This window comes from Streptomyces sp. TG1A-60 (genome assembly GCF_037201975.1).
Taxonomy (GTDB): domain Bacteria; phylum Actinomycetota; class Actinomycetes; order Streptomycetales; family Streptomycetaceae; genus Streptomyces.
In genome coordinates, this window is the sequence record NZ_CP147520.1 from 4,881,750 (window position 1) to 4,900,481 (window position 18,732).

Annotated in this window: 17 protein-coding genes and 3 pseudogenes; 18 read left to right on the plus strand and 2 right to left on the minus strand. The window is 68.1% G+C overall.

The window, feature by feature from the left end; translation table 11 throughout:
* Positions 1-438: 438 nt before the first annotated feature.
* The 4 genes from WBG99_RS21235 to WBG99_RS21250 all read left to right on the plus strand — a co-directional run bounded on the left by WBG99_RS21235 (position 439) and on the right by WBG99_RS21250 (position 4,665).
* Complete coding sequence (locus WBG99_RS21235; protein WP_338897803.1) at positions 439-1,959, plus strand: PQQ-binding-like beta-propeller repeat protein; 1,521 nt, start codon at positions 439-441, stop codon at positions 1,957-1,959.
* 272 nt (positions 1,960-2,231) lie between these two features.
* The gene (locus tag WBG99_RS21240) at positions 2,232-2,936 is read left to right on the plus strand and encodes a response regulator transcription factor (RefSeq protein WP_338897804.1); all 705 of its coding nucleotides are present in this window, start codon (positions 2,232-2,234) and stop codon (positions 2,934-2,936) included.
* Between the two features lie 269 nt (positions 2,937-3,205).
* The gene (locus WBG99_RS21245) at positions 3,206-3,622 is read left to right on the plus strand and encodes a hypothetical protein (protein ID WP_338897805.1); all 417 of its coding nucleotides are present in this window, start codon (positions 3,206-3,208) and stop codon (positions 3,620-3,622) included.
* Between the two features lie 236 nt (positions 3,623-3,858).
* Positions 3,859-4,665, plus strand: coding sequence for a hypothetical protein (locus WBG99_RS21250; protein ID WP_338897806.1), 807 nt, complete (start codon positions 3,859-3,861; stop codon positions 4,663-4,665).
* 92 nt (positions 4,666-4,757) lie between these two features.
* On the opposite strand, the pseudogene WBG99_RS21255 reads toward WBG99_RS21250, so the two are convergent.
* Positions 4,758-5,138, minus strand: a pseudogene (locus WBG99_RS21255) (Scr1 family TA system antitoxin-like transcriptional regulator); the annotation flags it as partial.
* Between the two features lie 349 nt (positions 5,139-5,487).
* Between WBG99_RS21255 and galT the strand changes: the two are divergent.
* The 14 genes and pseudogenes from galT to WBG99_RS21325 form a co-directional block, all read left to right on the plus strand.
* A complete protein-coding gene (gene galT, locus WBG99_RS21260) occupies positions 5,488-6,549 on the plus strand; it encodes a galactose-1-phosphate uridylyltransferase (protein WP_338897807.1) in 1,062 nt (353 codons plus the stop codon).
* The gene (gene galE / locus WBG99_RS21265) at positions 6,546-7,508 is read left to right on the plus strand and encodes a UDP-glucose 4-epimerase GalE (protein ID WP_338897808.1); all 963 of its coding nucleotides are present in this window, start codon (positions 6,546-6,548) and stop codon (positions 7,506-7,508) included. The genes galT and galE overlap by 4 nt, the downstream gene beginning before the upstream one ends.
* Before the next feature lie 100 nt (positions 7,509-7,608).
* Positions 7,609-8,769 carry a galactokinase gene (galK, locus tag WBG99_RS21270; RefSeq protein WP_338897809.1) on the plus strand — a complete coding sequence of 387 codons (1,161 nt, stop codon included), beginning with the start codon at positions 7,609-7,611 and terminating at the stop codon, positions 8,767-8,769.
* A 267-nt stretch (positions 8,770-9,036) separates the two neighbouring features.
* A complete protein-coding gene (locus WBG99_RS21275) occupies positions 9,037-9,534 on the plus strand; it encodes a hypothetical protein (protein WP_338897810.1) in 498 nt (165 codons plus the stop codon).
* A complete protein-coding gene (locus WBG99_RS21280; RefSeq protein ID WP_338897811.1) occupies positions 9,534-11,057 on the plus strand; it encodes a translation initiation factor IF-2 in 1,524 nt (507 codons plus the stop codon). Before WBG99_RS21275 ends, WBG99_RS21280 begins: the two co-directional genes overlap by 1 nt.
* 70 nt (positions 11,058-11,127) lie before the next feature.
* Positions 11,128-12,357, plus strand: a complete 1,230-nt coding sequence (gene mycP, locus WBG99_RS21285; protein WP_338897812.1) for a type VII secretion-associated serine protease mycosin — start codon at positions 11,128-11,130, stop codon at positions 12,355-12,357.
* Positions 12,358-12,503: 146 nt separating this feature from the next.
* On the plus strand, positions 12,504-12,932 hold the full coding sequence (locus WBG99_RS21290) for a hypothetical protein (RefSeq protein WP_338897813.1): 429 nt from the start codon (positions 12,504-12,506) through the stop codon (positions 12,930-12,932).
* Positions 12,933-12,950: 18 nt separating this feature from the next.
* Positions 12,951-15,122, plus strand: a complete 2,172-nt coding sequence (locus tag WBG99_RS21295; protein WP_338897814.1) for a DUF6571 family protein — start codon at positions 12,951-12,953, stop codon at positions 15,120-15,122.
* Positions 15,119-15,700 carry a hypothetical protein gene (locus WBG99_RS21300; RefSeq protein WP_338897815.1) on the plus strand — a complete coding sequence of 194 codons (582 nt, stop codon included), beginning with the start codon at positions 15,119-15,121 and terminating at the stop codon, positions 15,698-15,700. The genes WBG99_RS21295 and WBG99_RS21300 overlap by 4 nt, the downstream gene beginning before the upstream one ends.
* Before the next feature lie 121 nt (positions 15,701-15,821).
* Positions 15,822-16,190, plus strand: coding sequence for a hypothetical protein (locus WBG99_RS21305; RefSeq protein WP_338897816.1), 369 nt, complete (start codon positions 15,822-15,824; stop codon positions 16,188-16,190).
* A gap of 45 nt (positions 16,191-16,235) precedes the next feature.
* On the plus strand, positions 16,236-16,562 hold the full coding sequence (locus tag WBG99_RS21310; protein WP_338897817.1) for a hypothetical protein: 327 nt from the start codon (positions 16,236-16,238) through the stop codon (positions 16,560-16,562).
* An 87-nt stretch (positions 16,563-16,649) separates the two neighbouring features.
* Positions 16,650-17,122: pseudogene (locus WBG99_RS21315) on the plus strand (S8 family serine peptidase); the annotation flags it as partial.
* Positions 17,123-17,474: 352 nt separating this feature from the next.
* Positions 17,475-17,648 (plus strand): hypothetical protein, encoded by a 174-nt coding sequence (locus tag WBG99_RS21320; protein WP_338897818.1) that lies wholly within the window; start codon positions 17,475-17,477, stop codon positions 17,646-17,648.
* Between the two features lie 248 nt (positions 17,649-17,896).
* Positions 17,897-18,091, plus strand: a pseudogene (locus WBG99_RS21325) (hypothetical protein); the annotation flags it as partial.
* On the opposite strand, the gene WBG99_RS21330 reads toward WBG99_RS21325, so the two are convergent.
* On the minus strand, positions 18,057-18,500 hold the full coding sequence (locus tag WBG99_RS21330; protein ID WP_338897819.1) for an N-acetyltransferase: 444 nt from the start codon (positions 18,498-18,500) through the stop codon (positions 18,057-18,059). The pseudogene WBG99_RS21325 and the gene WBG99_RS21330 sit on opposite strands and share 35 nt — an antisense overlap.
* Between the last annotated feature and the right edge of the window lie 232 nt (positions 18,501-18,732).

Below are 18,732 nucleotides of genomic sequence, written 5' to 3' on the forward strand. Positions count from 1 at the left end.
GCTCCGAGGTATCCACGACATGACGCAGCCGCCGCCCCCGCCGAACCAGCCGCCGGGCCCGCCCTCCGACCAGCCGCCCTCCGAGCCCCCGGCCCAGAACCAGCCCCCGGCCCAGAGCCAGCCCCCGGCCCAGAGCCAGCCCCCGGCGCAGCCCCCGCAGGACACCCCGCCGCAGGGGGCTTCGGCGCGCCCACACCCCCGCCGCCCGGCGGGTTCGGCGCCCCGACGCCCCCGCCGCAGGGCCCGCCCGCGCAGGACCCCGGGTACGGCTACCCGCAGACGCCCCCGCCCGCGCAGGGTCCGGGCTACGGCTACCCGCAGACCCCTCCGCCGCAGCCCGGCTACGGCTATCCCGGCCAGCCCGGTCCCTACGGCCAGCCGCCGCAGCCGGGCCCGTACGGCCAGCCGCCGTACGGCTACCCGCCGCAGACGATGCCGATGCATCCGCAGGTCGGGGGTCCGGGCGGCAAGAAGAAGGTCAACTCCACGGCGATCATCATCACCGCGGCGGTCGCGGCCATCGCGCTCATCGTCGGCGGCGGCGTCTGGTACGCCTCCTCCAAGGGCGACGACACCGCCAAGAAGGACACCGCCAGTTCGCAGGGCACGACCGGCGGCGAGGAGGACCCCAAGGGTGACGACGGAGGCACCTCCTCGTCCGGCGGTTCGTCCACCGGCGGTGTCGAGGTGCCGACGAAGGCGCAGGAGAAGGTGCCGTCCAGCACCAGCGCGAAGCTCCTCTTCCAGGTGCCCGCGCACGAGGTCAAGGAAAAGCTCCAGATCGACAGCGTCAAGGGCTCCTGGCTGACGGAGACCACGTACGCCAAGTCCGCCCTCAACAAGATCGTCGGCTATGACCCGGACAGCGGGAAGTCCAAGTGGACGCTGGACCTGGCCGGCCAGACCTGCGCGGGCTCCCGCGAGATGACCACCGAGGGCATCGCGGTGGTGGTGACCGAGTCGGCCAAGCGCAAGAACAACGACGACCGCCAGCCCTGCACCGAGGTCACCGCGTTCGACGTGGAGACCGGCAAGGAGGTGTGGACCAAGAGCGCCGAGGTCAGCGGCAGCAAGGTGCCGTTCGGCGAGGTCACCATCTCCGGCACCACGGTCGCCGCGGCCGGCGGCTACTCCGGCGGCGCCGCCTTCGACGTCAACTCCGGCAAGGTGCTGTGGTCGCCGAAGGCCGGCGAGTGCACCGACGAGGGCTACGCGGGCGGCGCCCAGCTGGTCGCGGTCCGCAAGTGCGGCGACTACGGCAGCGAGACCTTCCAGATCCAGCTGCTCGACCCCAGGACGGGCAGCGTCAAGTGGACCTACAAGGTGCCCTCCGGCATCCAGCGCGCCAAGATCATCTCCACCAAGCCGGTGGTCTTCGGTGTGGTCACGGGCAGCGATGTCCCGCTGACCGGCACCACCGACATCTTCTCGCTGGACGACGGCGGCAAGCTGCGCGCCAAGATCTCCATCCCGGACGACAAGTACGACCACGAGTGCCCCGTCCGCGGCGTCTGGGCGTGCAAGGGCGTCTACGTCGGCAACGACAAGGTGTACATGCCGACCAAGAGGCACGACGGCACCGCCAAGTACAGCTCCACCAACGAGATCGTCTCCTTCTCGCTGGCCACCGGTAAGTCGACCGGCGACCGCGTCGACGCGGGCGACGACCACGAGCTGTTCCCGATCCGCATGGACGGACCGAACATCATCGCCTTCAAGGACGGCCCGTACGACAAGGGCGCCCAGGTCGTCTCCGTCGACGGCAAGACGCTGAAGCAGACCACGCTGCTGGAGACCCCGTCCTCCGAATCGGTCCTCCGCGCGATCAGCGCCATGACGCCGACCATGAGCGAGATGCTCTACACCGACGGACGGTGGTTCATCGGCTCGGAACTCGTCAGCAAGCCGTACTCGGACGACGAGAAGGAGTACACGGCGCTCGGTTTCGGGACGAAGTAACCCCACGCGCCCCCTCGGCCTCCCGCGACGGCCCCGCCCCTGCTCAGGGGCGGGGCCGTGCACGTATCCCTCATCCCGCTCGAATGGGAGGGAATTTCGGTAATCCGGGGCACTTCTCACCGAGAGGGGGAGCGCAACGTCGAACAAGCGTGTAGCTTCCGGGGGCATGAGAGCGGTGGAGCAGACGGGGAAGTCGGGGGGCTTCTGTCCGTGAGGACCAGTGGGCGGCCATAGTTGGCAACCACTGGGGGACTGGGGGGTGGGGTGGCTCGATGGGAGTGCGGCTCATGGTGGTCGACGACCACCGACTGCTCGCCGAGGCGTTGGCCTCGGCGTTGAAGCTGCGGGGGCACCGGGTGCTCGCCGCGGCGGCGCCCGCGGCGGGCGCGGCGGAGCTGGTGATCACAAGGGCACCCGAGGTGTGCCTGCTCGGCACGGCGGCACCCGCCGAGCCGGGGATCTTCGACCCGGTGGTCAGGATCAAGCGGGAGCGTCCGCAGGTGGCGGTGGTGGTCCTCGGGCCGGTGCCCAGTCCGCGCGGCATCGCCGCCGCGTTCGCCGCGGGCGCCTCGGGCTATGTACGGCACGACGAGCGCATCGAGGGGGTCGAGCGGGCCATCATGAAGGCCCGCGCGGGGGAGGCGGCGGTGGCGCCCCAGCTGTTGCAGAGCGCCTTCGGCGAGTTGCTGAACCCCGCTGCCCAGCCGGACGACGAGGGTCAGCGGCTGCTCCAGATGCTGACCCCGCGAGAGGTCGAGGTGCTGGTGCGGGTCGCGGACGGCGAGGACACGAGACTGATCGCGGCCGGCATGGGCATCGCCCCGTCCACCGCCCGCACCCACGTCCAGCGGGTCCTGATGAAGCTGGGCGTCGGATCGCGACTGGAGGCGGCGGCGCTGGCGGCCCGCACGGGGTTGCTGGACCGGGCGGGGCCGGTGTCGCACGCTCCGCGAGAGGCGGGCCCGGAGCCGCGGTGACCCCCGGCCCGCCGGGCGGGCCGGCTGCGGCCGACAGGCTGACTGCGGCCCGGCGGTGGTTGTGGTGCTCGGCTGCGGTGCCCGGCTGTGGCTGGTCGCGCCAACGCCGAGCGCTCCGCTCGACACCGCACTCCGCCCCCTTCGGCGCTCAAGCCCACAGCGGCGACGCCGCCAGGAAACACGACATGGGCTGGCAACAGGGAAAGTGGTTGCCTGCCGCAGCGCTTGGGCCGGCCATGACGGGATGTCGGATCTCCTTGAGCGCGTGAATGCCGATCGAGCTGGACGAGCTGCGAGCGGCGGTGTTCCGCCAGCAACTGGACTGGAGCCCTGATGAGGACCTGGCCCATCAGCTCACCGAGCGCCGCATCGCCCGACTGCGCGGCGCCGAGACAGTACTCTTCCTTGCCACCCGTGCACCTGACGGGGAGATCGCGGCCTGGGCCGACCTCTACCTCGACCGGACCGCTGGGCTGGCCCCGTTGGAGGACCTGGTCACCGCCGCAGCACACAGTGAGCAGGGCCACGGCGACACCCTGCTCGCCACTGGCCTGGCGCTGGCCGCCGCTGCCGAGATCCCTCATCTACTCCTGATCGCGGACATGGACGACTGGCCGCGCGACTGGTACGCCCGCCGTGGCTTTACCGAGCTCGGCCGCAACTATTCCTTCCTCGGCGGTGGCTGAGGCGCTGTCACCCTTCGCACCGAACTGGAGGCTGGCCTCCCGCCCGCTGTAACTCAAGACCATCGTCATTTTCGGCCGAGGACGGCTAATGGGGGTGGGTGTATCACGGCAACTCCACCACGGGCGGGGAAAAAGTGCCGCCGACTTCGTCGATGTGCGATAACACTGGTCGGGCAGCACCGAAGACAGAACCGAAGACAGAACCGAAGCAACAGAGAAGGCAGACGTACCCCATCGTGAACAGATCCGGCATACGCCGCAGCCGTACCCGTGCCACCGCCCTCGCGGCGCTCGTCCTTCCCCTCGCCCTGATCACCGCCTGTGGTGGTTCGGGCAGTGAGGGCGACGCGGGTGAGGAGTCGGCCTCGGCCCAGGCCACGCAGAGCGCCGAGAGTGGCGGGGCCGCCAAGCCGCTCACGGCCGCCGAACTCGGCAAGGCCTCCCTCGCCGAGGGGGATGTGGAGGGCTACGGCATCAAGGAGCCGGGCGCGGGCGATGTGGCGGCCCAGGACGATGTGAGCGCCGACGACGAGGCATGCATGCCCGTCGCCCAGGCGGTGGCCGGGGTGACACCGGGTGAGCCGCCCGCGTCCACCAACCGGCAGGCGATCGCCGAACCCGACAAGAGCGCGGTCGCCGAGGACGCGGATCCGGAGGAGGTGTTGGAGGCGGCGTTCGACGTGTCCACCACCATGGTCGTGCTCGCCTCCTACAAGAGTCCCGAGGTGGCCGAGGCCGCGCTGAAGTCCGTCAGCGACGCGGTCACCACGTGCGCAGGCGGCTTCCAGGGCACCGCCTTGGGCGAGAAGCAGAAGGTCACCAAGGTCACCGAGGACACCGCGCCCGAGGCCGGCGACGAGGCGGTCGCGTTCAGTGCCATGGCCTCGGTGGACGGAGGCGAGGGCCCGATGAAGGTCGTCGTCTTCCGTACCGGCTCCACCCTCGCCCAGTTCACCTCGGTCAACCTCGCCTCCCTGACATCCGGCAAGGACTTCGACTTCCCGGCCGACCTCGTCACCGCCCAGGCCGACAAGCTGGCCTGACAACCGTAGGAGCATCCCGCGGCACAGCGCGGTACGGGGCCGGTGACCCGCGACGTCGTCGGGTCACCGGCCCCGTACCGGCACGAGCGACAGCCCCGCGCGTAGTCCGGGGTCTGGAGGAGTCCGGGAACGTAAGTGATGACGACCTCACGCAGGAACCCCGCGTGGTGCTCCGCCTCGGCCAAGTCCAGGTTCACCGGGGGCAGTACTCCTCTGCACTCCTCCCACCAGCCCCGCGTGCGGTCGGTCGCGATCGACGCGAGGGCCTCGATCAGTTCCCCGTCCGCGCAGGCGCAGTGAGCCGCCAGCCTCCGCAGCCGCTCCTCCCTGATCGCCGAACTCCCGGCTTCGATCTGGCTCATGTGCGCCGAACTCACTCCGAGGAGCCCCGCCACCTCCTTGGCGGACTCGCCCGCCGCTTCCCGCGGTCTGCGCAGCTCGGACCCCAGGCGCACCTGTCGTGCCGTGACCATGACGGCGTGGACGACGAAGAGGCCGCCGATGATGCGGCGGATGTCGAAGAGCTGGGCGGCCGTGGCGGACTTCAGCTCATCCGATGCCGAGGACGACGAAGCAGAGGGCGAGGATCGTGCGGTCGAGCCGGTCGAGCCGGTCGAGCCGGTCGACGGGGAGTCGTGGCTCGGCGGTGAGGTTCGCCATGCGCAGCCCACTCCAGTTGGTGTTCTGGTGGTCTTTGTTTGTTTGAGACGGTGACGTGCGTCTGAACCTGTGCTTTGATGTGTTCGGTTCTGTTTGATGCACTGATTGATCGTTTGTATCGATGGCTTGATCGCTGATTGCGGTACGGATGGGGAGTCCCGCGTGAAGAAGACCTCGACCCGGCTGGCCGACGGTCGTGAGCTGATCTACTACGACCTGCGCGACGACACCGTGCGCGATGCGGTGGACAAAAGGCCCCTGGAGCGCACCGTCACCACGTCGCAGGTGCGCCGGGACCCGCTGCTCGGTGACTCCGTCGCGATCGCCTCGCACCGTCAGGGACGCACCTACCATCCCCCGGCGAACGAATGTCCGCTCTGTCCCTCCGAGGGTGACCGGCTCAGCGAGATCCCCGACTCCTCGTACGACGCCGTCGTGTTCGAGAACCGCTTCCCGTCGCTGGCCGGTGACTCCGGCCGCTGCGAGGTCGTCTGCTTCACCTCGGACCACAACGCGTCCTTCGCCGACCTGACCGAGGAGCAGGCCCGGCTCGTCCTGGAGGCGTGGACCGACCGCACCGCGGAACTGTCCCATCTCCCCTCCGTCGAGCAGGTCTTCTGCTTCGAGAACCGCGGTGCCGAGATCGGTGTGACCCTGGGGCACCCGCACGGGCAGATCTACGCGTACCCCTTCACCACCCCCCGCACCGCCCTGATGCTGCGCTCCCTCGCGGCCCACAAGGACGCGACGGGCGGGGAGAACCTCTTCGACGCCGTCCTGGAGCGGGAGCTCGCCGACGAGCGGATCGTGCTCCGGACCGAGCACTGGGTCGCCTTCGTGCCGTACGCGGCGCACTGGCCGTACGAGATACACCTGTACCCCACGCGCCGCGTGCCCGACCTGCTCGCCCTCGACGAGGACGCGCGCGCAGAATTCCCCAAGGTGTATCTGGAACTCTTGAGGCGCTTCGACCGGATCTTCGGCGAGGGTGAGTCTCCGACGCCGTACATCGCGGGCTGGCACCAGGCGCCGTTCGGCACGCTGGAGGAGTTCGACGGCGTCAACCGCGACGACTTCGCGCTCCACCTCGAGCTTTTCACCATCCGCCGCACCTCCGGCAAGCTGAAGTTCCTCGCGGGTTCCGAGTCCGGCATGAACGTGTTCATCAACGACGTGCCGCCGGAGCGCGCGGCCGAGCGACTGCGAGAGGTAGCGAGTTCATGAGCGGCAAGTACCTGGTCACCGGTGGCGCGGGCTATGTCGGCAGCGTGGTCGCCCGGCATCTGCTGGAGGCGGGCCACGAGGTCGTCGTCCTCGACAACCTCTCCACGGGCTTCCGCGAGGGCGTGCCCACGGGCGCGTCCTTCATCGAGGGCGACATCCGCGACGCCGCCAAGTGGCTGGACGCCTCCTTCGACGCCGTTCTCCACTTCGCCGCGTTCTCGCAGGTCGGCGAGTCCGTCGTGAAGCCCGAGAAGTACTGGGACAACAACGTCGGCGGCACCATGGCGCTCCTCGGCGCGATGCGCGAGGCGGGCGTCCGCAAGCTGGTCTTCTCCTCCACGGCCGCCACGTACGGCGAACCGGAGTCCACCCCGATCGTGGAGTCCGCACCGACGAAGCCGACGAACCCGTACGGCGCCTCGAAGCTCGCGGTCGACCACATGATCGCGGGAGAGGCGGCGGCCCACGGTCTGGGCGCCGTCTCGCTGCGCTACTTCAACGTGGCCGGCGCGTACGGCCCATGCGGCGAGCGCCACGACCCCGAGTCGCACCTCATCCCGCTGGTCCTCCAGGTCGCGCAGGGCAGGCGGGAGGCGATCTCCGTCTTCGGCGACGACTACCCGACCCCGGACGGCACCTGCGTCCGCGACTACATCCACGTCGCCGACCTCGCCGACGCCCACCTGCTGGCGCTGGACGCCGCCGTGCCCGGCGAGCACCTCATCTGCAACCTCGGCAACGGCAACGGCTTCTCGGTGCGGGAAGTGATCGAAACCGTCCGCCGGGTCACGGGCCACCCCATCCCGGAGGTGGTCGCCCCCCGCCGCGCCGGCGACCCGGCGACCCTGGTGGCCTCGGCCGCCACGGCCCGCGAACGGCTCGGCTGGAACCCGTCCCGCGCCGACCTCGCGGGGATCGTCGCGGACGCGTGGGAGTTCGCGCGGGCGCACGCCGAGTAGGTCCCCTTCGCGCTGGTGGGCGCCAAGTAGTGTGCCGACTCAGCCAGTTCGTTGGTCGAGTCGGTTCGTCGGTTGAGTACGGAAAGGTCAGGGTCAGGGGATGAGCGAGGCTGTCGTCGTCGCCGAGCGGTTCGAGGAGCTGTACGGGGCGGAGCCGGAGGGAGTGTGGGCCGCGCCGGGCCGGGTGAACCTCATCGGCGAACACACCGACTACAACGACGGCTTCGTCATGCCCTTCGCCCTCCCGCACACCACGATCGCGGCGGTGTCCCGGCGCACGGACGGTGTCCTGCGCCTGCACTCCGACGACGTCGAGGGCGGCGTGGTCGAACTGTCTCTGGAAGGACTGATCCCCGAGGCCGACCGCGCCTGGACGGCGTACCCGTCCGGCGTCGTCTGGGCCCTGCGCGAGGCCGGCCACACGGCCGTCACCGGCGCGGACATCCACCTCACCTCGACGGTCCCCACCGGCGCCGGCCTCTCCTCCTCGGCGGCCCTGGAAGTGGTCGTGGCCCTCGCCCTCAACGACCTCTTCGACCTCGGCCTGAAGGGCTGGCAGCTGGCCCGCCTGTGCCAGCGCGCCGAGAACGTCTACGTCGGCGCCCCCACCGGGATCATGGACCAGACGGCCTCCGCCTGCTGCGAGAGCGGCCACGCCCTGTTCCTCGACACCCGGGACCTCTCCCAGCGCCAGATCCCCTTCGACCTGGCCGCCGAGGGCATGCAGCTCCTCGTCGTCGACACCCAGGTCAAGCACTCCCACAGCGAGGGCGAGTACGGCAAACGCCGCGCCGGCTGCGAGAAGGGCGCGGCCCTGCTGGGCGTCGACGCGCTGCGGGACGTCGCGTACGGCGAACTGGACGCGGCCCTGGGCCGCCTCGGCGACGAGGAGGAGGTCCGCCGCCTGGTCCGCCACGTGGTGACGGAGGACGAGCGCGTCGAGCGCGTGGTCTCCCTCCTGGAGTCGGGCGAGACCCGCGCGATCGGCCCGATCCTGACCGACGGACATGCGTCGTTGCGCGACGACTTCCGCATCTCCTGCCCGGAACTGGACCTGGTCGTCGACACGGCCCTGTCCTCCGGCGCCCTCGGCGCCCGCATGACCGGCGGCGGCTTCGGCGGCTCCGCGATCGTCCTCGTCGAGGCGACGGACGCGGACGCGGTCACCAAGGCGGTCGAGGAGGCCTTCGCCGCGGCCGACTTCGCCGCACCCCGGGTGTTCGTGGCGGTGCCCTCGGCGGGGGCGCGACGGGTTTCGTGACCTGGGATGGTTGCCTTGAAACTCATGACGTGAGGTGTGAGGTGTGAGGTGTGGGGCGGGGCCGGAGGGCCGCGCCCCATGACCATGAACACCGCCAACTCCCCGCACTTCAGCGCCATCTGAGTACGAGCACTCATGTGTTCGCGGTTCCCGCCCAACGACACTGTCACAAGGGGTAGTTAGAGTTGTCGGTGAGGTATTGGCGTTAGGGGGAGGGCAGCGATGTCGAACGGCGGCGGGTCAGAGGGATCCACGGGTGGCTCGTGGGTGTCCGGCCTCTTCGACTCCGCACAGGACGCGGTCACCGATCTGGTCACCGAACTGTCGTCGATCACGGCCTTCCAGAAGCGCGTCGACCAGCTGATCAGTGACCTCAAGGAGTCCGACGCCGGCCCCGGCAGGGTCGGCCAGGAACAGCTCGTACGCACCCGGTTCGGCGGAGGCAACGGCGAATGGGCGGAGGCTGCGGGCCTGTTCACCGCGTACGAGACGGTCATCACCGAACTGGAGAACCTCTCGAAGCTGTTGTCCGACTCGATGGAGGGCATGGGCATCGCCGTTCTCGCCGCCCACAAGGGTTACCAGAACATCGACCTCGACATCCGTGACCGTATGGCGGCGATCAGCGCGGAGACGACGGAGCACTACGGCGGGGCGTACGACCCGGGTCTGCCGAAGCGGGGCGCTGACGCCGGTCGTGACGCGACGCCGCCGGACCGGACCCAGGCATCGGCGGACGGCGGCGACTCGGGAGGCACGATCTGATGGCGGGCGGCACCTTCGACGGCATGAGCCACGAGCGCATGCTCCAGTGGCTCGACCAGGCCAACAGCGGCACGGTCCAGTCCGCCGCAGACCGGCTGGCAACCGCGGCAGAGGAGATCCACAAGATCGCCGACGAGCTCAAGGTCCGCCCCCAGTGGGTGGAGTGGAAGGGCGAGGGCGCCGACGCCTTCCGCGCCTGGACCGCCGACCTCGCCAACTCCACCTTGCGCTTGGGCGACTTCAGCGAGAGCTCCGCGAAGTGGCTGGCCCAGGCCTCCGATGCCATCGCCCGCGCCCAGGCGGCGATCCCGCGTACGGCGGAGGGGGCGCAGGCGAACCTGGACGCGGCGACGGTGGCGCACAACGACCCCGACGCGGGCACCATCTCCGCCAAGTCCGCAGCCGAACTCGCGGCGCTGGCGGCCGGCAAGGAGAAGGTGCGGCAGGAGGCTGCCGCGGAGATGGTGAAGCTGGGGCAGGCCTACGCGTTTTCGGCCATGCAGCTGAACGCGCTGGAGAGGCCCAAGTTCGCGCCGCCGCCGACGGCGATTGTGCCGGTCGATGGGACCGTTCAGAGCATTGACCTGGAACGTCCGGGCGCTTCCGAGCAGAGCGCCTCGTCGCCCGGTGGCGTTGCTGCGCTGGATTCGGCTCGGAGTAGGGACACTGGTTCCGACACCTCCGACGTGAGGCGATCGTTGGACACGCGGTCTTCAGAGCGCTCCGCGCCGTCGGTGGATGGGCCTCCGACCCGGATGGCTATTGATTCTGTGGAGACGCTGCCGCAGGACAAGCGGACAGCGACGGGTCCGCCAAGCGGTCCGCCCGGTGCCGGACGGTTGGAGGGGCTTGGAAGTCCTCCGCACTCGAGTTGGGTTCCCCCAGTGACGGGCAGGCAGGGTATGCCTGCTGCTGGCCCGCCGGCACAGGGGCGGTCGGCCGTGCCTGGCCGTATGCCTCAGTTCCCTGCCGGTCAGGCTGTCCAATCTCCGAATGCCGCGCGTGTGCCGGGCGGTAGTGACGGCATCATCGGCGGTCGTCCAGTCACCCCGCCCGTGGGCGGGCAGGCGGGAACCACCCATCGTGGAACAGTGGTGGGGGCACCACCCGGCTCGACAGGGCGTCCCCCGATGGGCCCCACCACCGGTACGGCGACTCCCACAGGACGAACGGCCGGTCAGCAGGGACCGACGCCCGGTCGTAGTCTCCCGTCGCCGAACGGTGGCGTCATCGGAGGCGCTCCGCAACAGACGAGCCGTACGGTGCGCAGCTCCGGCGGCTCGGGTGGGACGGCCGGAACCGGTACGACCTCCGGCGGTGGTACGACGCGTGGCGGCATCGTAGGCGGTGCACCCAGCGGGGTTCGCCCTGGCGAGAACAGAGGAACAGGCATTCCTCGCGTATCGGGGCCGAACTCCTCAACGAGCACGGGCAACAGGAACGTTCGGCCACGCCGCCCTGCCGGCGACGAGGAGACCCGACGGCATGGCAACAGCCGCACCGCACCACCGGCCGTCGACTGACGTGTATCCCGGAACGGAGACAGCGAACCTCATGCACACCACCAGCCCCCGACACGGATGTCACCGTGCCATGGCATCGGCGCTACTCGGCCTGCTGCTGGTGGGCTCTGCGGGGGCACCGGCCTATGCCGAGTCGATCCGCGAGCAGCAGTGGTTCCTCGACGCCATGAAGGCCGAGCAGATGTGGCAGACCAGCACCGGGAAGGGCGTCACGGTTGCTGTGCTCGACACAGGAGTCGATCCGGATAATCCTGACCTGAAAGGGAGGGTACTCGACGGCAAGGACTTTGCTCCCGAGAGTCGTGCAGGCGACGAGCATACGGACTATGAGGGCCATGGCACGGGGATGGCCGGACTCATCGCCGGCACAGGTGCGCATGGAGGTGGGAAAGGCGCGCTCGGGCTCGCCCCTGGGGTCGACATCCTCCCTGTCCGGATGCCTGATGACAGTGACGTCAGCCCATTTGAAGTGTCTGCGTACGTCAGCAAGGGCATTCGTTACGCGGCCGATTCCGGAGCCCAGGTCATCAACGTCTCGTTGAGCGGAGGCATCATCAGCCCAGAGTTGACCGAGGCGGTCAGGTACGCCCACGACAAGGGCTCACTCGTTTTCGCAGCGGCGGGCAATGATGCCGACAAGCAGCACCACTTCAACCCCCTGGCTGCCACGCCTGGTGTCGTAGCCGTGGCAGCAGTGGGCAAGAACCTCCGTCGGGCGTCCTGGTCCCAGTACGGCCCCGAGGTGGACATTTCTGCCCCCGGCGAAGACATGGTTCACGCTTGCGGCGGCAAAACAGGGCTCTGTAAGACCAGTGGCACCAGCGACGCCACCGCCCTCGCCTCCGCCAGCGCCGCCCTCATCTGGTCCAAGCACCCCACCTGGACCAACAACCAGGTTCTCCGAGTCATGCTCAACACCATCGGCGCCCCCACCGACGGCGCCAAGCGCAACGACTCCATCGGCTACGGCATCGTCCGCCCCCGCATCGCCCTGCAGAACCCCGGCGACCCGGGCCCCGCCGACGAATACCCCCTCCCGGACCTCGCGGCGGCGGCCTCCGCGGCGCCGTCTGCCCAACCGTCGGCGGCCGATGCCGCCGATACTCCGGCGGAGAGGGAAAGCGCCGACACGACAGCCTCCGCTGCCAAGGACGGCACCACCGTCTGGATCCTGCTGGGGACCGGCGCAGCCGCACTCCTCGGAGTCGCGATCGCTTCCTTCGTCGTCATCCGCAGGCGTCGGAGCGCGGCAGCAGCGGCTCAGCCGGTCCAACTCCCCTACGGGCCCGGGGCCGTCTGAGTTCTGGTGCTCGGACTCTGTGGCGCCGGTGGGGAGGGGACACGTGATGCGGAAACGCTACCGTGTTCCTCGATCACCGAGGCATTGCAGTCGTACATCCACATCAGTACGCCGGTGTGCGACGGGAAACGGGGAGGGGACCACGCATGGCGTGGGACGAGTGGGAGCAGTTGAAGGCGAACGCGCTGGCACGACAGCAGGACCGCATGCAGTTGAACAGCGCGGGTGGTGGCGGGTCGGCCGCTGCGGCTGACTTGAAGACGAACGCGTCGGGCAAGACGGCTGCGGTCAAGGCATTGCGGGAGGACATCCGGCCGGGTACGGACAAGGCCGGGGTTCATGCCGAGGAGAACTCGGCCGCTGTTGTGCGTGAGTTCGCGGGTTGGGACACCGGCTCCGGTCTGAAGGACGCGCACAGGGAGTGGGAGCTTCAGGTCGCGAACCTGAAGAACCGTCTTGAGACGGACCAGACAGCCTTGGAGCAGACCAAGAGGGGCTTCGAGTTCATCGATCTTGATGTCCGAAGCGGGATTGCCCGGCTCGACGCGGGGGCTGACCCGCGTCGAGACGCTTAGCGGCGGGGGAGACAAACCATGCTCACGTACCAGGACGTGGTGACGATCAGGATTGGGTTCCTGACCACGGCGGCCAAGGACTGGGACGACATGGCAGGCGGTTTCGAAGAACTGGAAAGCCTCTACGCGGCAAAGGTCGAAGGTGTCGCGACCGACGGTACCTGGGTCGGTGTCAGCGCGGGCGCTGCCTCGTCCCGGTTCTCGGCAACCCGCGAGCAGTTCGCCGCCGCCCAGGTGGAAGCCCGTGCCATCGCCTCGCTTCTGCGGGACGCCCACGCCCAGTTCGCCCGGCTGATCAGCCAGGTCGAGACGACCGTGGAAGAGGCGAAGCAGGCAGACATGTCTGTGAACAGCAAGGGCGTTGCCCTCTACGACCTCAGCAAGCTCGACTCCAAGCGGTCCGACCCGAGTTACTCCCAGGATGTGCTGAAGGTGAGGATGGCGGAGGCTACCTGGACAAAGGCGATCCAGGACGCGGTACAAGCCGTCGACGACGCCGACCAAGGCGTCAAACTCGCCCTCCATGAGGCAGCGGGCGTCAAGAGTTGGTTCGAGCGCGCCTTCGACCAGGCCACGGGCCAGGGCTACACGTTCAACGGCTCCGCCGTCGGCGACATCGAGGTCTACGAGGCCCGTGAAGCCCAGAAATACGCGGACCAGATCCTCGCGGGAGAGAAGCCCGATGACCTGGAGGAGTGGGAGCGTCTGATGCGCGACAACTCCGATGACAAGACCTTCAGCCAGACAGTGCTCAACCACGTGGGGCCTGAAGGAACGATCAAGATTACAAATCAGCTCAACACGTTGGCCTATGACTCTGACCAGCGAAACCAACAACGCTATCTGGGAGTGGAGAAGGGCCTCGCCGATGCGATGGCGACCGCCACGCAGGACCCCAAGTCGGAGTTCTACAAGAACTGGAACGACGGCCTCAAAGAGGCAGGTATGAAGCGCTACGACTGGCAGGGCGAGAAGGTTCGCGGCTATCAGTCACTCGTGACGCTCATGCAGCACGGAGAGGGATACTCCGACCGTTTCCTCCATGACATGGGGGACGACATGATCGCGGCCGAGCGCGCGGACCAGGGCAATGACAACTGGGATCTGCCGAAGCGGTTCGTCCAGGAGCGCGACGAATGGTTCGCCAACGATCCGCTGGATGGACTTCTCGGCATCATGAGCCGCGATCCCGAGGCGGCGGCGAACTACCTGGACCCGAAGAACGATCCGCACCCCGACGACGGCAAGACCGAGGACAACGACAGGCTGAAGTACCTGACGCGAGAACGGGACTGGGATGTCCAGGACAGCAACTGGCACAGAAACCCCCACGACCCTGACAGCATCTGGGGCGACCCCCTCCACCGCTCCGACACCGAGGACGCGCAGAACAGGGCCGGTTTCGGCGCGGCCTTGGTGGCGGCGACGACAGGCATCGACCCGAACAACTCGGGGGGTGGCTATGTTACTCATTCCGAGGTGAATGACAGGGTGTTCGAGGGTGCGCTGAAGCATCTCTCAGCCGAAGGAAACGATTTTCCGCCGAGCCTGCGCACGCCCATGGCTGTGGCCATGGGCAATTTCGGCGACGAAGTGCACCAGGCCACCAGCGCGCACAATGACGGCGAGAGCCCTCTGGATCGGGGGCAGGTACTTGAGGTCGCAAAGCAAATTTCCAGGGACCAGTTCTCCTACGCAACTCTTCAGGACGCTATCAACCGCGAGATCGTCTACGACATAAATACCGGAAGAAATGGTGACGAGGAACCTCTGATCAGGGGCGGGCGCACGATCGGTTTCCTCGAAGAGGCTCGCTACCAAGGGCTCAAAGTGGACTTTGATGACCAAAGAAGTGAAGCAACCTGGGATGCGAAGTGGGATTATCACACGTGGGGTGGAGTGGTCAATTTCATTCCACATGTGGGTGACGCGGCGCAGCGAGGCGTCGATGTCGTAACGGCCAAGTGGCTTGAGGAGGAGATGGCACGCATTGACAGTAACCAGACACGGGACAATCTGGCTACCGGTACAGACAAGGAAGGGCGTCTTGAGGCCCTAGCCGACCAGTGGAGACGTGAAAATCCAAGCGCGATCCGTCCGGACGACCGGTACGGAACAGTAGATATTGTTGATAATGCCGCCAATAATGGAAATGAAACGGCCAAGGATCTGGCAGGTAAGGGATCATGAAGTTCAAGCCTCTTGGTGTTCCGGCGGCGATTGGTGCTGTCCTTCTTGTCTGTGGGTGCTCTCCTGAAAAGGGAGGGCGCGATTACGTGATCCCTGCAAAAGTCTGCGACGTCGCGGTCGAGGCAGATATCGTTGAGTCCCTTCTGCCGGTAGGCGAGTCGCTTGAGGAGGAGCGGGAAGTCGTGGGGATTTCTCCTGGGGAGGGCGAGCAGTGCAGTCTCGATATTGACAAGAAGCTTGGCCTGACGATCAAGATTTCCCGTCAGGGTGCACGATGGCGCGATGCGCTTGAGGCTGCCGATAAGTACAGCAACCTGAAGCGCGTTTCGTTGGCTGGGGATGTGGAAAGCGCTGGCGTTGCGGATGATGGTGCTATTGTCTGGTTCCGATGCATTCCAAACAGTGGGCAGCCTTTCACGGAATCCCCTACGGGCGTGAATCATCAATCCCTGGTGATGGAGCTGTTCGTGGGGGATCGCGCGAAGGGACCTGACGACCCTGAACAGCAGCACAAGGACATCGAAAAGTTTGTGCGATATTACGTTCCCGGCGTGGAAAAACGCTGGTGCGATTCCTGAGCCCGGATCCACCGACCGATACCTGTGGATAACTTCTCCGGTAACGAGGAAGAGCCTTGTGACCTGCGATGATGGGAGTTCTTGAGGCTTCCAGCACGCACGATGACAAGGCTCTTCCGAGATGCAATCTTCCCATGCCGCCGTCCTTGTCTCCGCACACTTCGACGAGCCGAATCTGATCGCGGACGCGGGGCTGCTCCCGCTGGTCGCTCTCGCCGAGCGGGTCGGCCTGCCCGAGCTGGCCGACCAGGTGCGTATCGAGGCGGCCGACAACAGCGGCGGCGCCCATCCGGCGGCCAAGGTGATGTCGCTGCTCGGGGCGATGTGCGCCGGGGCCGACTCCATCGAGGGCGCCGACCGGCTGCGGCACGGCGCGATGGACCGCGCCTTCACCGGCATCCGGGCACCCTCCACGCTAGCGCGTCCGATCGCTGAGGTGAACGTGAGTACGTGTACTCATGTGGCAGCCGCTCCCCGACGACATCGTTGACCTCACAAACCGAGCAACACCATTGCTTGTCAAAGGAGTTCGGAAATGACTGCCTCGTCGCGTTCCCTGTCCCAGGTCCTCCGCCACCACCTGGTGAACCCCGCCGCCCTGGGCTACCTGGCCGTCGTGGCCGCGGTCGGTGTCTGGGTCGGGGTGGACGCACTCTTCGTCGAGCACGCGGACGCCAGCCTCGCGGGAGTCTGGCTCTTCCTCGTCACCGCCCCGACCTCGTTGCTGTTCTCCGCTCTTCCCGGCGCTCTGCCCTTCGTCGGGATCGTTGTCGGGGCCGTGACCCAGGCGTTCGTGCTCGGCGTCGCGTACCGCTGGTTTTTCAACCGGCCCACGTGGCGCGCCGGTCTCGGCAACGCCTGACACATCAACGATGTCTGACACACCGTCGACGTCTGGCACGTCATCGGTTTCTGACACGGACATGCGCGCAGCCGCCATCCGGCGAACCAGGGCGCCAGGATCGCCAACCTCTCCCTCGGCGGCGAGGACTCAGCCGAGTCCGACCCGCTGGAAGCCGCGGTCGACCGCATATCCGCAGAGAGCGGCATCCTCTTTGTCGTCGCTGCGGGCAACGAAGGCCCCTCCGCGACGACCATCGGCACTCCCGGCAGCGCGGCCTCCGCGCTCACCGTCGGCGCGGTCGACCAAACAAGGACCGGATCGCGGACTTCTCCAGTGTCGGTCACACGGCCGACGGCTCGCTGAAGCCGGACATCACCGCTCCGGGTGTGGGCATCGTCGCGGCGAAGGCGGCCAAGGGTTCCGACGGCACTCCGGCCGCCCCGGGCCATGTGTCGATGTCCGGTACGTCGATGGCGGCCCCGCATGTGGCCGGCGCGGCGGCGATGCTCGCGCAGGAGCACCCGGACTGGACCGGTGAGCGGATCAAGCAGGCGCTGACGGCCTCCGCCAAGCACGGCAGCGGCCTGTCCGACTCCCTGGCAACCGCGACCAGCGTTCCGGACTTCAGGGACCCCGACGGCAAGCACCTGCGCTTCGGGACTGACGCCTACAACGAGGCATTCAGGAACCGCTCGGGGACGCATTGCTGATCGCCCGGTCTCAGGGCAGGGGGGCGGGTTGTTCCGGGGAGCCCAGGCCGCACCACCATGGGTGAGGGCATACCCGGCATCCACGAGGCACTGGCGTACGCGAGCCCCGTCGAATCCCGAGCGTTCGGTCTGCTCTCGTTGCCCGGAGCGGACTTCGCCTCCGCAGGTATTGCACGCCGATACGTGCGCGACACGGCTGGGTGGTGGAATCTGGCGCCTGATGTCGTGGGCGACTTGGAAAACCGTCACGGGCGAGCTGGTGGCGGGCCTCGCCGCCGTGTACGAGGCCGTGGATACCCTCGCCAAAGCGCCGCGCCCCGTGAACTCCACTGCCTACGGCCCCGACGCCCGGCGCCTCCGCGTCGGCCGCTACCGCGTTCTTCTATCTGATTGACGACGACGTGATCCGTATTCTCGTCACGAAACCTGGGGCGCACTCCGTTAGAAGCGGCGGCGGCTGGGGCTTCGCCATCCACGGTGCACCCAGCCTCTTCGGCAACGTGTACCTCGTGATCCCCGGCGGATAGCCGGGGATCACTCACCGGCTTCCATCGCACCCCGAGTGTGCGTTGCGGTGCCCTTGGTGGGGGGGCATCGACGGGTGTCCTGGTCGTCGTCCGGTCCGCTCAGTGCCGCCGTGACGCCCGTGCCGCCCGGCAGGCGGGCCGGATGGGACAGCGACTTGAGCATCCGCTCGCCGTCGGCATGCGGAACGTGGCGCTCCGCCTGGCCCCGTCGCGGGCCACGGTCAACGCGATCCTCCGCCACGCGGCCTGGACACCGCCACAGTTCCGGCCCGGGCTCACCCGAGGCGTTTGGTCAGCGTGTACTCCGTGATCCCCGGCGGATAGTCGGGGATCACGGACACCACCTCGAAGCCGAGGCGCTGGTAGAAGCGGGGGGCCTGGAACTCCCAGGTTTCCAGGCGGGCGGAGCGGCAGCCGCGTTCGTGGGCGGCGGTGTGTTCGGCCTGGGACAGGAGATGCGAACCGAGGCCCGCCCCCCGGTGGCGATCGTCGACCCAGAGGTAGGTGATGTGGAGCCACGTCGCCCAGGTGTGGCCGACCAGGCCGCCGAGGAGGTCGCCCGCCTCGTCCAGAGCCCACACCTGGAGCGGAAGCTCCCGTGCACCAGGGGTTCCACGCAGGTCGCGGAGGACCGGCGAAGCCGCGGTGTTGCTGGCGCGCAGTCGGGAACGCAGCAATTGGCTTCGCTCCTTGTCGACTTCCGTCTCGATGCGAAACATGCGGCACACAATAAACGCGCTGGACAGTCAGTTCTGCAAATCACCTTCCGCTCCTGCCGTCCGGCCTTACTCTGATGAGCAGCGCCGGTGGGGGCCGGTGCCGATCAGGGGGCGAGACAAGTCGGGTACGACGCCCGGTGTGGGGTAGCGGTTCAGCACGGCGGCGGCCGTGTGGCTGCGACGCCCCGTCCCAGGTGTACACCGGGGCACGCTCCGGGCGCCGTACTCGCGC

Bases quoted from the DNA above. Each gene is read 5' to 3' on its own strand.
- WBG99_RS21235 (WP_338897803.1), top strand. From the start codon at position 439: ATGCATCCGCAGGTCGGGGGTCCGGGCGGCAAGAAGAAGGTCAACTCC.
- WBG99_RS21240 (WP_338897804.1), top strand. From the start codon at position 2,232: ATGGGAGTGCGGCTCATGGTGGTCGACGACCACCGACTGCTCGCCGAG.
- WBG99_RS21245 (WP_338897805.1), top strand. From the start codon at position 3,206: ATGCCGATCGAGCTGGACGAGCTGCGAGCGGCGGTGTTCCGCCAGCAA.
- galE (WP_338897808.1), top strand. From the start codon at position 6,546: ATGAGCGGCAAGTACCTGGTCACCGGTGGCGCGGGCTATGTCGGCAGC.
- galK (WP_338897809.1), top strand. From the start codon at position 7,609: ATGAGCGAGGCTGTCGTCGTCGCCGAGCGGTTCGAGGAGCTGTACGGG.
- WBG99_RS21280 (WP_338897811.1), top strand. From the start codon at position 9,534: ATGGCGGGCGGCACCTTCGACGGCATGAGCCACGAGCGCATGCTCCAG.
- mycP (WP_338897812.1), top strand. From the start codon at position 11,128: ATGGCATCGGCGCTACTCGGCCTGCTGCTGGTGGGCTCTGCGGGGGCA.
- WBG99_RS21290 (WP_338897813.1), top strand. From the start codon at position 12,504: ATGGCGTGGGACGAGTGGGAGCAGTTGAAGGCGAACGCGCTGGCACGA.
- WBG99_RS21295 (WP_338897814.1), top strand. From the start codon at position 12,951: ATGCTCACGTACCAGGACGTGGTGACGATCAGGATTGGGTTCCTGACC.
- WBG99_RS21300 (WP_338897815.1), top strand. From the start codon at position 15,119: ATGAAGTTCAAGCCTCTTGGTGTTCCGGCGGCGATTGGTGCTGTCCTT.
- WBG99_RS21305 (WP_338897816.1), top strand. From the start codon at position 15,822: ATGCAATCTTCCCATGCCGCCGTCCTTGTCTCCGCACACTTCGACGAG.
- WBG99_RS21310 (WP_338897817.1), top strand. From the start codon at position 16,236: ATGACTGCCTCGTCGCGTTCCCTGTCCCAGGTCCTCCGCCACCACCTG.
- WBG99_RS21320 (WP_338897818.1), top strand. From the start codon at position 17,475: ATGTCGTGGGCGACTTGGAAAACCGTCACGGGCGAGCTGGTGGCGGGC.
- WBG99_RS21330 (WP_338897819.1), bottom strand. From the start codon at position 18,500: ATGTTTCGCATCGAGACGGAAGTCGACAAGGAGCGAAGCCAATTGCTG.